This window comes from Pseudomonas sp. NY15372 (genome assembly GCF_048068215.1).
GTDB lineage: Bacteria > Pseudomonadota > Gammaproteobacteria > Pseudomonadales > Pseudomonadaceae > Aquipseudomonas > Aquipseudomonas guariconensis_A.
This window is the reverse complement of the sequence record NZ_JBLUPY010000007.1, coordinates 181,807-194,772: the sequence shown is the minus strand read 5'-3', so window position 1 is coordinate 194,772 and position 12,966 is coordinate 181,807. Positions and strand designations below refer to the sequence as shown.

11 protein-coding genes and 1 pseudogene are annotated in these 12,966 nt (G+C 63.2%); 5 read left to right on the top strand and 7 right to left on the bottom strand.

All coding sequences use genetic code 11. From position 1 onward, the window contains the following. Positions 1-241 precede the first annotated feature (241 nt). The gene (gene pyk / locus ACNFG0_RS08470) at positions 242-1,693 is read right to left on the bottom strand and encodes a pyruvate kinase (protein WP_196144339.1); all 1,452 of its coding nucleotides are present in this window, start codon (positions 1,691-1,693) and stop codon (positions 242-244) included. A 182-nt stretch (positions 1,694-1,875) separates the two neighbouring features. Between pyk and ACNFG0_RS08465 the strand changes: the two genes are divergently transcribed. The 3 genes from ACNFG0_RS08465 (at position 1,876) to sbcB (ending at position 4,259) form a co-directional block, all read left to right on the top strand. After that, on the top strand, positions 1,876-2,262 hold the full coding sequence (locus tag ACNFG0_RS08465) for a tetratricopeptide repeat protein (RefSeq protein WP_196144338.1): 387 nt from the start codon (positions 1,876-1,878) through the stop codon (positions 2,260-2,262). Positions 2,263-2,379: 117 nt separating this feature from the next. Then, positions 2,380-2,739 carry a PilZ domain-containing protein gene (locus ACNFG0_RS08460; protein ID WP_196144337.1) on the top strand — a complete coding sequence of 120 codons (360 nt, stop codon included), beginning with the start codon at positions 2,380-2,382 and terminating at the stop codon, positions 2,737-2,739. Between the two features lie 89 nt (positions 2,740-2,828). Then, positions 2,829-4,259: an exodeoxyribonuclease I gene (sbcB, locus tag ACNFG0_RS08455; RefSeq protein ID WP_196156093.1), complete on the top strand. Its 1,431-nt coding sequence runs from the start codon at positions 2,829-2,831 to the stop codon at positions 4,257-4,259. 64 nt (positions 4,260-4,323) lie between these two features. Here the strand turns inward: sbcB and mvaT are convergent, their stop codons facing one another. Continuing rightward, the gene (gene mvaT / locus ACNFG0_RS08450) at positions 4,324-4,701 is read right to left on the bottom strand and encodes a histone-like nucleoid-structuring protein MvaT (RefSeq protein ID WP_084855845.1); all 378 of its coding nucleotides are present in this window, start codon (positions 4,699-4,701) and stop codon (positions 4,324-4,326) included. 303 nt (positions 4,702-5,004) lie between these two features. Here mvaT and purU point away from each other — a divergent pair, with 303 nt between their 5' ends. Then, a complete protein-coding gene (purU, locus tag ACNFG0_RS08445) occupies positions 5,005-5,856 on the top strand; it encodes a formyltetrahydrofolate deformylase (protein WP_196156092.1) in 852 nt (283 codons plus the stop codon). 207 nt (positions 5,857-6,063) lie between these two features. Here the strand turns inward: purU and ACNFG0_RS08440 are convergent, their stop codons facing one another. The 5 genes and pseudogenes from ACNFG0_RS08440 to ACNFG0_RS08420 all read right to left on the bottom strand — a co-directional run. Then, positions 6,064-7,056, bottom strand: a complete 993-nt coding sequence (locus tag ACNFG0_RS08440; protein ID WP_196166181.1) for a lysylphosphatidylglycerol synthase transmembrane domain-containing protein — start codon at positions 7,054-7,056, stop codon at positions 6,064-6,066. Then, a complete protein-coding gene (locus ACNFG0_RS08435) occupies positions 7,053-7,817 on the bottom strand; it encodes a DUF2334 domain-containing protein (protein ID WP_196144333.1) in 765 nt (254 codons plus the stop codon). The genes ACNFG0_RS08440 and ACNFG0_RS08435 overlap by 4 nt, the downstream gene beginning before the upstream one ends. After that, a complete protein-coding gene (locus ACNFG0_RS08430; protein ID WP_416764452.1) occupies positions 7,810-8,931 on the bottom strand; it encodes a glycosyltransferase family 4 protein in 1,122 nt (373 codons plus the stop codon). Before ACNFG0_RS08430 ends, ACNFG0_RS08435 begins: the two co-directional genes overlap by 8 nt. A 297-nt stretch (positions 8,932-9,228) precedes the next feature. Next, complete coding sequence (locus tag ACNFG0_RS08425) at positions 9,229-9,993, bottom strand: methyl-accepting chemotaxis protein (protein ID WP_416764456.1); 765 nt, start codon at positions 9,991-9,993, stop codon at positions 9,229-9,231. Between the two features lie 93 nt (positions 9,994-10,086). Then, a pseudogene (locus ACNFG0_RS08420) lies at positions 10,087-11,103 on the bottom strand (cache domain-containing protein); the annotation flags it as partial. 168 nt (positions 11,104-11,271) lie between these two features. Between ACNFG0_RS08420 and ACNFG0_RS08415 the strand changes: the two are divergent. After that, entirely contained in the window at positions 11,272-12,747 is a 1,476-nt protein-coding gene (locus ACNFG0_RS08415) for a helicase HerA-like domain-containing protein (protein ID WP_196166179.1), read from the top strand. The last annotated feature ends 219 nt before the right edge of the window (positions 12,748-12,966 follow it).

The following is a 12,966-nucleotide window of genomic DNA, read 5'->3' as shown; positions in this document are numbered from 1 at the left end:
TTTGTGGGTGCGGGCTTGACCCGCGATTGGGCCGGGCCGGATATCACCGTCGCCTGGCAAGGGCTTCGCCCTTGATCGCGGGACAAGCCCGCTCCCACAGGGAGGCTGCGCTAGCCGCTTGTTCTCTGCGCGACAGCGCAGCCCGAAGGGCTGGGTAATCTCCCACGGGGACGACACCGATCGCCGAACCTGTGGGAGCCAGCTTGCCGGCGATGGGGCCGTCGCGCGGCCTTGAAGGCAATCAGACCAGCGGATCACCTACATGCAGGATCTTCATGCCGTTGGTGCCACCGATAGTGTGGTAGCTGTCGCCCTTGGTCAGGATCACCCAGTCGCCTTGCTCCACCAGGCCGCGCTTGAGCAGCTCGTCGACGGCTGCCTGGCTGACCTTGTCCGCCGGCAGTGAAGCCGGGTCGAACGCGATGGGGTACACGCCACGGAACAGCGAGGCGCGCGCCTGGGTGGCGCGGTGCGGCGACATGGCGAAGATCGGCACGTGCGAGCGCAGGCGCGACATGATCAGCGGGGTGTAGCCGCTCTCGGTGAGCGAGATGATCGCCTTGACGCCCGGGAAATGGTTGGCCGTGTACATGGCCGCCAGGGCGATGCTTTCGTCGCAGCGCTCGAAGGTGGTGTGCAGGCGATGGCTGGATTTCTGGCTGGTCGGGTGCTTCTCGGCACCCTGGCAGATGCGTGCCATGGCCTGGACCGCTTCGATCGGGTAGGCGCCGGCAGCGCTTTCGGCCGAGAGCATCACTGCGTCGGTGTTGTCCAGCACGGCGTTGGCCACGTCGGAGACTTCGGCGCGGGTCGGCATCGGGTTCTGGATCATCGACTCCATCATCTGGGTCGCGACGATCACCGCCTTGTTGTTGCGGCGAGCGTGCTGGATGATCTTTTTCTGGATGGCAATCAGCTCGGCGTCGCCGATTTCCACGCCCAGGTCACCACGGGCGACCATCACTGCGTCGGAGGCGGCGATCAGGCCATCGAGGGTCTCGTCGTCGGCCACGGCTTCGGCGCGCTCGATCTTGGAGACCAGCCAGGCGGTGCCGCCGGCTTCGTCACGCAGCTTGCGGGCGTACTCCATGTCCTTGGCATCGCGCGGGAAGGAGACGGCCAGATAGTCCAGGTCCATTTCCGCGGCCAGCTTGATGTCGGCCTTGTCTTTCTCGGTCAGGGCCGGCGCGGTCAGGCCGCCACCCTTGCGGTTGATGCCCTTGTGGTCGGACAGCGGGCCGCCGACGATTACCACGCAGTGCAGGGCATCGGCCGTGGCGGTCTCGACGCGCATGACCACACGGCCGTCGTCGAGCAGCAGTTCGTCACCGACGCCGCAGTCCTTGACCAGGTCGGGATAATCGATACCGACGATGTCCTGGTTGCCTTCGGTCAGCGGGTGGACGGTGGAGAAGGTGAACTTGTCACCGATCTTCAGTTCGATGCGCTTGTTGGTGAACTTGGCGATACGGATCTTCGGACCCTGCAAATCGCCCAGCAGCGCCACATGGCGGCCGTTCTTGGCGGCGATCTCGCGGATCAGGCGGGCGCGGGCCTTGTGCTCGTCCGGGGTGCCGTGGGAGAAGTTCAGGCGTGCCACGTCCAGGCCGGCGAGGATCAGCTGTTCGATCACTTGCGGCGAGTTGCTGGCGGGGCCCAGGGTGGCGACGATTTTGGTACGGCGGATGGTCATGCACAGACTCCTATAGTGAAGCGCAGCGAAAGGCTACTCCTGTATATCGCTGTAGTCATTGTTCCGTTGCACTACCTCCGTGTTCGGCAGGGTGGCATTTGAACGGGCCGGGGTATGCTTGCATGCCTGTGTGAAGATTTGCCGCGCCCGGCCGATACCCTGCTCATCAAAGGAGATTCCCCATGCGAGCCCTGATCGTTTTGGCCGTGGCGGCCAGTGTCGTCGGTTGTACCCGCTGGTCCATGGACCATCACCTGAACAATGCCTACCGCGCCTATGACCGTGGTGATTGCCAGCGCGTGATGCTGGAGTTGTCGCAGGTCGACCGCACCAGCCGGGCCCGGCCATTCATCCACCCCGAAGTCTCGATGCTGCGCGGCCAGTGTCTGGAGCGTCAGAAACTCTACGTGGATGCTGCACAGACCTACGAGTACCTGATCCAGCGCTACCCGCACAACGAGTACGCCTATCGGGCCAAGGCGCGCCTGCAGACCCTCGAGCAACTGGGCCATTACCGCCCGGGCGAGGCAGCACTGGCGAGCCCGGCGGCAGCTACACCTTGGCGTTAATACCAAGGTGTTCTTGCTTTCACCGAAACAGCCACAGGTGCTGAGCTAATCTGTTAATGGTTGTAACGTTCACCGCCAGTACCTTGTCTTCCTGGCATCAGGTACGGACCTCGCCACATGTTTATCCAACGTCATATAGAACGGCATCAGCTGCCTTGCGTACTCAAGGTCTACAACCGCTACACCGACCAGCCGATCGGCTACCTGGGCAACGCCTCTGAAGACGGCATGATGCTGATCAGCCAGTTGCCGGTGCTGGTGGGGCCGGATTTCGAGCTGCAGTTGCGCCTGCCGCAGGCCGGAGCTGGTAGTCAATGCATCGACCTGACGGCCAGTTGCCTCTGGTGCCGCGAAGATCAGACACCCGGGCACTACGACGCAGGGTTCATGTTGCTCAAGCCGCCTCGTGAGTACGAGGACTTCGTCCGGGCACTGCGTGACTACTTCAGTTTTCGTCCCATGAACGCCTCTGCATAAGGCGTAGGTAACGCGCTGCATCGAAGCGGGCATTCGAATTTGGCCAGCCAGGCCGCTAGACTCTGTCGACCTTGTTACAGGAAGACCCCGTGAGCTCCAGCATTTTCTGGCACGACTACGAAACCACCGGCATCAACCCCCGTTGCGACCGTCCGCTGCAGGTCGCCGGCGTGCGCACCGACCTTGAGCTCAACGAGATCGAAGCGCCCATCAGCCTGTATTGCCGGCCCAGTGACGATATCCTGCCGCACCCGGCGGCGTGCCTGGTGACGGGCATCACGCCCGCGCAGCTGGCCGCCAATGGCCTGGGCGAGGCCGAATTCATGACCCGTGTGCATGAGCAACTTGCACGCCCCGGTACCTGTGGCGCCGGATACAACACCTTGCGTTTCGACGATGAGGTCACCCGCTACAGCCTCTACCGCAATTTCTTCGACCCTTACGCGCGTGAATGGCAGGGCGGCAACAGCCGCTGGGACCTGATCGATGTGGTGCGCACCGCCTATGCGCTGCGCCCGGAGGGCATCGTCTGGCCGCAACAGGACGGGCGCACCAGCTTGCGCCTGGAACTGCTCAGCAAGGCCAACGGCATCGACCATGGTCAGGCGCACGAAGCGCTTTCCGACGTGCGGGCAACCATCGCCTTGGCGCGCCTGATTCGTGAAAAACAGCCCCGGTTATATGACTGGTTGTTCCAACTGCGCAGCAAGCACAAGGTCATGGAACAGATTCGCCTGCTGCAGCCATTGGTGCATGTGTCGGGGCGTTTTTCCGCGGAGCGTGGTTACCTGGGGGTGGTATTGCCGCTGGCCTGGCATCCGCGAAATCGCAACGCACTGATTGTATGTGACCTGCACCTGGACACCGCGCCGTTATTGCAGGACAGCGCCGAAACATTACGAAAATGTTTGTATACGCGGCGCGACGAATTGTCTGATGGACAATTACCCGTGCCTCTGAAGTTGGTGCAGGTTAACCGTTGCCCAGTGCTCGCTCCGTTGTCGGTATTACGGCCTGTCGACCAGCAAAGGCTGGGCCTGGATATGACCCTCGTGCAACAGCGCGGCGAACAATTGGCCAGGCAGCAACACCTTTGGCAAGACAAGCTGGACGCTATTTACAGGGGGGATGAATTTGCCCCCAGTGAAGATCCGGAGCAGCAGCTGTATGACGGTTTCCTGGGCGATCGGGACCGTCGATTGTGTGAACAGGTCCGTAGCCTTGACCCTCGTCAGTTGGGGCAGGGGCATTGGATGTTCGACGATCCGCGAATGCCGGAATTGTTGTTCCGTTACCGTGCCAGGAACTTTGCCGAGACCCTGACGGCAGAAGAACAGCAACGTTGGCATCGGTTCTGCCAGCAACGCTTGAGTGACCCGCGCCTGGGGGCGCCGAATACCCTGGGTGACTTCGAACAGGCATGCCAGAGCGCCTGGAGTACGGCGGACGATGCCGGGCGGCAAGTGTTGGACGCGTGGCGAACCCATGTCCAACAACTGAAAGCACAGTATCAGTTGTAGCGACCGCCCAATAAAAAACGCCGGCAATAGGCCGGCGTTTTCAGGGGTATTGCCTAGGCAACAATTAGTCCAGCAGGGTTGCCCAGCTTTCAACCACGTCACCGCCCCACTTGGCTTTCCACTCTTTCAGGGTCTTGTGGTTGCCGCCTTTGGTTTCGATCACTTCACCGTTGTGCGGGTTCTTGTATTGCTTGACCTTGCGGGCACGTTTGGTGCCGGTGGCCTTGACGGCACCGCGCGGCGCCTTGCTCAGTTTGGACTCTGGATCCAACAGTGCGATCACGTCACGCAGGGACTTGGAGTATTCGCCCATCAGCGCGCGCAGTTTGCCTTCGAATTCCAGCTCTTTCTTCAGCTTGTCATCTTGGGACAGGTTGGCCAGGCGGGCCTGAAGTTCCTTGATGGCTTCTTCGGTGGCGCGGTATTCGTTGATCAGGGACATGGAGTGTTCCTTGAGTAGCATGTTCTAGGGATAACAGTTCGGTGCAATAATAGACAGGCAAAACTCGCAAGTAAACAATTAAAGACAATGAACTGTTAATTGTTGTGCGACAACGCAGACGTTGGGTTAAGAAATTTTTACATATCGATTGGTGAATTCATCATTTCCTACAGATATCGCCCACGACAGCGTTTCTCGGCGGGACACGCGGCGGCACGGCCAAGGGCCGGGGCAATCGATACTGCGTTTTTTTCGGCGGACCGCTAGAATGTGCGCCTTTGCGAAGTTTCCGGAGTCTCCTTCATGCGCACCTATCGACTGGTGATTGCCTGCCCCGACCGTGTCGGCATCGTGGCGAAAGTCAGTAATTTCCTGGCCTTGTACAACGGCTGGATCAACGAAGCCAGCCACCACTCCGATGAGCAGAGTGGTTGGTTCTTCATGCGCCATGAGATCCGCGCCGAATCCCTGCCGTTTGGCATCGAAGCCTTCCGCGAGGCGTTCGCGCCGATCGCCGAAGAGTTCTCCATGACCTGGCGGATCACCGATTCGGCACAGAAGAAGCGCGTTGTCTTGATGGCCAGCCGTGAATCCCACTGCCTGGCCGACCTGCTGCATCGCTGGCACACCGATGAGCTCGATTGCGAGATCCCGTGCGTGATTTCCAACCATAACGACCTGCGCAGCATGGTCGAATGGCACGGCATTCCGTTCTTCCATGTGCCGGTGGACCCGAAGGACAAGCAACCGGCCTTCGCCGAAGTCTCGCGCCTGGTCCAGGAGCACAGCGCCGATGTGGTCGTGCTGGCCCGCTACATGCAGATCCTGCCACCGCAGCTGTGCCAGGAATACGCCGAGAAGGTGATCAACATCCATCACAGCTTCCTGCCGTCCTTCGTCGGGGCCAAGCCTTATCACCAGGCGGCCCTGCGCGGCGTGAAGCTGATCGGTGCCACCTGCCACTACGTCACCGAGGAGTTGGACGCAGGTCCTATCATCGAGCAGGATGTGGTGCGTGTGACCCATGCCGACAGCATCGAAGACATGGTGCGGTTTGGCCGTGACGTGGAAAAGATGGTGCTGGCGCGCGGCCTGCGCTATCACCTGGAAGACCGCGTGCTGGTGCATGGCAACAAGACCGTGGTGTTCGACTGATAGCCATCGCCGCGATTTGGATTGCGCGGTTCTTGCCTGGCGAAGGAGATATCGAGACCGGCCCAATCGCGGGACAAGCCCGCTCCCACAAGGCCTGCGCTGTCTTCAGAGATACCGCCGTACCTGTGGGAGCTGGCTTGCCAGCGATAGGACCGGGGGCAAGCAACTCAAGACAGTTGGCTCCCACAGGGGGGCGGTCCATGACACTCAGCGCGTCCGACGACGCCAGCGCTCGAGCAACGGACGCGCCAACAGGCAGACGAACACCGGCCCGCCCGCGATCAAATAGAAGTAATACGTCACCGCGCGCCAGATCAGGATCGCGGCGGCGGCTGTCGAACTGCCCACCAGGGGCGCGAGCAGGCTGGCCGAGGTCAGTTCGGCCGCTCCCGCCCCGCCGGGCAGCAGGCTGAACTGCCCTGCGCTGAGCGAAAGGATCTGCACCAGGAAACTGGGGATCCACGACAATTCCACGCCCAAGCCCCGCAATACCAGGTACAGCACGCTGTAGCGCAGGCTCCAGTGCGCGCAGGTCAGGGTGAAGACCAGCGCCAGGGTTCGCTTGGGCAGGCGCCAGGTGTCCGCCAGGGCATGCACGAAGCGCAACAGCTTGCGTGCCCAGCGCCGCCGACGCCGGTATGACATGCCCAACCGATATAGCAATCGCCCGTTCAAACGCATCACCGTGCGACGATAGCGCAGCAGCGTGACGACTCCGGCCAATGCCGAGCACAGCAGCAAGGCGCTGCCCAGCAGCATGCTTTCCTGGGTGTGCCCCAGGCTGTGAAACAGGGCGTAGCCGGCAATGGCCAGCATGGCGCAGAAGAAAAACACCAAGTCATTGAGCTGGTCCATGGCGAACACGGCGCCGCTGCGTGCCGGGCCGATACGCTCGCGGGCCAGCAAAGCCATGAGTGTCAGGGGCCCACCGCTGCCGCCCGGGGTGGTGCAGATAGCGAACTCGGTGGCCATGATCACGCCCAGGCTGCGAACCCGACCGAGCCTGGCGCCCTGCTGGCCGAGCAGCAGACGCAGGCGTAGGGCATTGATCATCCAGCACAGCAGGATCATGCCCAGCAGTATCGCCATCAACCCGGGGGCGAAGGCCTGCAGGCGTGGCAGCAGGTCGCCGCCGCCCAGCAGGGCCGGCACCGACACGGCTACCAGCAGCGCCAGCCCCAGCCAGCCCAGGCGGTTCATGCCACAGCCTGGCGCGCCAGCCAGGCGGACTTGGTCAGCGGCTGTCGGCCTTGCTCGAGCAAGGCGTGCAAGGTGTGCAGCCAATAGTCGCGGGAGGCCCGATGGCGCATGTCCACCGGATGCAGCCCCAGGCGCAGGGTGGCGGCGTCGCGCCATCGCCGGCATTGCCAGTCGCAGACCATCCGTGACAGCCCACGACGCCAGGCGCTGCGAGCGCTCCACACCAGGCCGGGGGCCTCGATCGCGGTAAATTCTGGCAGTCGGTAGAGGTGCCGCGGTGTGCTGGTATAGCGCAGCGGTAGCCGGCGCAGGGCCTGGCGCGTGCCTTCGCTCATCAGCCAGGCGGGGGCGACGAAGCCGGCCACGGGCCAGGCATGGCGATGGAATACCTCCAGCCCGGCTTCCAGGCGCAGCAAGGCCTCGGTTTCATCCAGCCCATAGAACTCGCCTTCGTGGGTATATACCCGGCGCATGAAGAACTCGCCGGGGCTACGTGGTACCGGGGCGTCATCGGTATGGAAGTAGCCATGCAGGGCCAGTTCGTCCCCTTGCGCCAGACGCCGTTCGAGCAGGCGGCAGAAGGTCGGCGAGCGCGCCAGCGCGTTGCGGTGGTGAAAATCCGGCACCACCAGCCAGGTCATGGGCACGCCACCGAGCTGGTCCACGGCCTGGACGAAGGGCTGGTAATCCGGCCAGGTCTCGGGCGCGACGTCGTGCAGCACCAGCATCAGGCTGCGTGGCGCGGCGGCCGCTTCAACCATGGGCCCGCACCTGAGGTTGATGGCCTAGCACGGCCTGGTAGTGAGCGAGCAAGCCATCGACCACCTGGTCCCAGGCGTAGTGCTGTTCCACATGGCGGCGGGCCTGGGCGCCGAGGCGACGCACACCGGCCTCGCAAATTTCCCGCACTGCGGTGGCCATGGCCTGGCCGTCGTTGGGCCTGCACAGGCGCCCGCACTGGTCGGTGACGATCTCCCCGAAGGCACCGGCATGCACGGCCACCACCGGCGTGGCGCTGGCCATGGCCTCGAGGATGACCAGGCCAAAGGTTTCCTGGTCCCCGGCATGCACCAGCAAGTCGGCGCTGGCGAACAAGCGGGCGACCTCCTGGGGCGGGCAAAAGTGGTCGATGACGCTGACATTGCCCGGTACGTTGGTGGGCATGTTGGAACCGACCAGCAGCAAGTGGTAGTGGCGACCCAGGCGGCTCATGCAGTCGAGCAGCACCGGCAGGTTTTTCTCCCGCGAGCCGCGGCCGGCGAACACCAGCAGGCGGGTAGTGTCGGGGATGCCAAGCTCGGTGCGCAGGTGGGGGTCGCGGTGTTCGGGGTTGAAGGTGGCCAGGTCCACGCCCAGGCGTTGTACATGCACGTCCTTGACCCCGAGCCGGCACAGTTTGTCAGCCATCACCTGGCTGGGCGCCAGGACCCGATCGAAGTTGCCGTAGAGTTTGCTGACATAGGCCTCGACATTGGGGGTGAACCAGTTGCCCATGCGATTGCTGACCAACAGCGGCAGGTCGGAGTGATAGAACCCGATCACCGGCACGTCGAGCTTGCGTCGCGCCTCGAGGGCCGCCCAAGCGGTGAGGTAGGGGTCGCCGACTTCGATCAGGTCCGGTTGCAGGCGCCGCAGCACGTTGCACCAGGGGGCCAGGCGTACCGGGAAGCGATAGCCGTTGCCAAAGGGCAAGGGCGGTGCCGGCACCTGGTAGATGCCGTTGGCGTGGCTGGCGCTGGCGCCGGGGATCAAGAGGCTGTGACGCACGCCTGGCCTGGCGTCGAGTCGGCGATGTTTGGCATCAAGATAGGTACGTACGCCGCCGCTGGCTGGGGCGTAGAACATGGTGATGTCAGCGATGTGCACGATCAGCATCCCTCCGGGATCGTCTTCGGGTCTGTCATCTGGCGGTAATGGCCGTGATGACACGCCTAAAGGTTGACCTTCCTTAAGGATAGTTTGTTCGATCGGGATTCGAGGCGGGCAGGGCAGGCGTGACGCGTTCGGCGCCTTGAGTGCAGGAGCGGCCTTGTGCCGCGAAAAGGGCGCAAAGCGCCCCGTGGGTCTTGAGCCGATCACCGACAGCGGTCGGGACCATAGGCTTGGGATCCTGGGGCTGCCTTGCAGCCCTTTCGCGGCACGAGGCCGCTCCTACAGGAGGGGAGCGGTGAATCAGATGCGGAAGCTGCCGACCAGGTGCTTGAGTCGGCTGGCCTGCCGTTCCAGGTCGGCACAGGCGCGCAGCGTAGCCTGCAGGTTCTCGACGCCTTCCTGGTTGAGCATGTTGATCTCGTTGATGTCCATGTTGATCGAGTCGACCACGGCGGTCTGTTCCTCGGTGGCGGTGGCCACCGACTGGTTCATGCCGTCGATCTCGCCGATGCGCACGGTCACGCTGTCCAGGCGTTCGCCGGCCTGGTTGGCGATCTCCATGCTGTCCTGGCTGTGGCGCTGGCTTTGGCCCATGGTTTCGACCGATTCCCGAGCCCCCACCTGCAGCTCCTCGATCATGGCCTGCACCTGCTGCGCCGACTCCTGGGTGCGGTGGGCGAGGTTGCGTACTTCGTCGGCGACCACGGCGAAGCCACGGCCGGCTTCCCCGGCGCGGGCAGCCTCGATGGCGGCATTGAGTGCCAGCAGGTTGGTCTGCTGGGAGATGCTGGTGATCACCTCGAGGATCTGGCCGATGTTCACGGTCTTGTGGTTGAGCGTCTCGATGTGCGCGCTGGAGGTGACGATCAGGTCCGAGAGGCGGTTCATCGCCTCGATGTTGCGCTCCACCACCTGCTGGCCTTCTTCGGCCAGCAGCCGTGCAGAGGTCGCGTGCTGGGACGCTTGGGCCGCATTACCGGCGATTTCCTGGGCGGCGGCGCCCAGTTCGTTGATGGCGGCGGCGACGCTGCTGGTGCGGTTGGACTGCTCGTCGGAATTGGCCATCGACGAATTGGAGGCACTGATCACCCTCAGGGCCACTTCGTTGACATGTTCGGTGGCCGAGGACACTTCGCGGATCGAGCCATGGATACGCTCCACGAAACGGTTGAATGCCGTGCCGAGGATGCCGAATTCGTCGTGCTGATGGATCTGCAGGCGCTTGGTCAGGTCGCCTTCGCCCTCGGCGATGTCTTCCATGGCGCGGGTCATCGTGTGCAGCGGTTGCATCAGCACACGGATCAGCAGGCCCAGCAGGGCGATGATGATGACCACCGCTACCAGCGTGGCGATGATCGCCGAAGTGCGGAAGGTGCTGAGCATGGAGAAGGCTTTTTCCTTGTCCACCGACAGGCCGATGTACCAGTTGGCCGAAGGCAGGCCCTTGATCGGCGTGAAGGTCAGCAGGCGGGCTTGGCCATTGGCCTGGACCTCGGTCAGCTCGCCGGAGAGCGTCGGGGTGCCCTCGGGGAACAGGTCGGCCAGCGATTTCATCACCAGCTCTTTATCAGGGTGCACCAGGATCTTGCCCTGGTCGTTGACCAGGAAGGCGTAGCCCATGCCGCCGAAGTCCAGCGAGTTGATGATCTGCACCAGGCCATCGAGGGCCAGGTCGCCACCGACCACGCCGACATTGGCCGATACCTTGCTGAGGATGCCGATGACCATCTTGTTGGTGGTCAGGTCGATATAGGGCTCGGTCAGCATGGCGCCATTGGCGTTCATGCCGTCCTTGTACCAGGGGCGTACCCGTGGGTCGTAGCCATCTGGCATCTTCGAGTCCGGGCGCACGCTGAAGCCGCCGTCCACCTTGCCCAGGTAGACAGTGAGGAAACTGGAAAGCAGGGCCGGCTGGCCCATGAAAGTTTCGGCATTGGCGGGATTGTGTGCGATGTTCTGTGCCAGGTTTTCCACCAACTTGATACGGCCGTCGAACAGGTTGCGAATAGTGGTCGACGTCGACTCGCCCATTTCAGCCAGATAATTCTCCAGGTCGTCGCGAATCGCATTACGCTGGAGATAATCGTTGTAGAGGGTGAACAGGCTGAAGGCGACTATCACGATCAATGATGCCGCCAAGAGTATCTTGTGGCTGAAACGAAGGCTTTTGTTCATGGCGTGGTCCGCTAAGGTTTTTTATCGGGTCGTTCGCACGAAGGCAGCTTGAAAACAGTGCAACAATGCCCGCAGGTCCTTTTCGGGTTGTTCCTGTCTTTCGAAGTGAAATATCACCCAGGGGTATCGGCCGTTACGCGGCAAAGCTTGAATAGAGGATGAAAGAAGATGTCGGATTCTTCGCAAATCGTTGTAGGAGCGGGCACGGATGGCCAGCCCGTAGGCCAGGCCATGCGCCTGGCCAACCGCCACGGGTTGGTGGCCGGTGCCACGGGGACGGGCAAGACCGTGACCCTGCAACACCTGGCCGAGGCTTTCAGCGATGCCGGCGTGGCCGTGTTCGCCGCCGATGTGAAGGGGGACCTGTGCGGCCTGGGCGCGGCCGGTTCGCCACAGGGCAAGGTGGCCGAGCGTATTGCCGGCATGCCCTGGCTGGGCCATCGGCCCCAGGCCTACCCCGTCACCCTGTGGGATGTCGCCGGCCAGTCGGGCCATCCGTTGCGTACCACCCTCAGCGAAATGGGGCCCTTGTTGCTGGGCAACCTCCTGGAGCTGACCGACAGCCAGCAGGCAGCACTGTACGCCGCGTTCAAGGTGGCCGATCGCGAGGGGCTGCTGTTGCTCGACCTCAAGGACCTCAAGGCCCTGCTCGGGCACCTGAAGGACAACCCGCAGCTTTTGGGTGACGATGCCGCGCTGATGACCACCGGCTCCACCCAGGCGTTGCTGCGCCGCCTCTCGACCCTGGAGCAGCAGGGCGCCGAGGCCTTGTTCGGCGAGCCGGCCTTGCAGTTGGAAGACTTGTTGCGCCCGGACGGTGACGGCCGCGGGCGTATCCACCTGCTCGATGCCAGCCGCCTCGTGCATGAAGCGCCGAAGGTCTACGCGACCTTCCTGCTGTGGCTGCTGGCCGAATTGTTCGAACAACTGCCGGAGCGTGGCGATGCCGACAAGCCGGTGCTGGCATTGTTCTTCGACGAAGCCCACCTGTTGTTCAATGGCACGCCGAAGGCGCTGCAGGATCGTCTGGAACAGGTCGTGCGGCTGATCCGCTCCAAGGGCGTCGGTGTGTATTTCGTCACCCAGTCGCCGGGAGATTTGCCGGACGCGGTGCTGGCGCAACTGGGCTTGCGTATCCAGCATGGGCTGCGTGCGTTCACCGCCAAGGAGCAGAAGTCGCTGCGGGCGGTGGCCGACGGCTTCCGGCCGAACCCGGCGTTCGATGCGCTCAGTGTGCTCACCGAGCTTGGGATCGGCGAGGCGTTGGTCGGTACCTTGCAGGACAAGGGCACGCCGGAAATGGTCCAGCGGGTGCTGGTCGCCCCGCCGCAGTCGCGGATCGGGCCGTTGACCGAGGCCGAGCGCAGGGCCTTGGTGGCTGGGTCACCGCTGGCCGGGCGCTACGACAAGCCGATCGACCGGGAGTCGGCATATGAAATGCTCACGGCACGCAAGGGCGAGCCGGTGGAGCCGGCGCCGCAGCCGCAGGCCGACGAGGAAAGCTTCGCCGACAAGGCGGGCGAATTCCTGCAGAGCGCAGCGGGGCAAGCCATCAAATCGGCGGTGCGTCAGGCGGCCAACCAGCTCGGCAGGCAGTTGGTGCGGGGGCTGATGGGGTCGTTGCTGGGAGGCAAACGGCGGTAACGAGCAAGAACGAAAAGGCGCCTCGGAGGCTAATGCCGGTCAGTTAAGGACGCGGGGCGCTGCGCGCCCATCGCCGGCAAGCCGGCTCCCACAGGTCAAGGCTGACGCGTTACTTGTGGGAGCCGGCTTGCCGGCGATGGGCTGCGTAGCAGCCCCGAGTGCAGCCGATAAGGCTTAACTGACTGGCATTCGCCTCGAAGGCGCCTTCTTCCATTACAG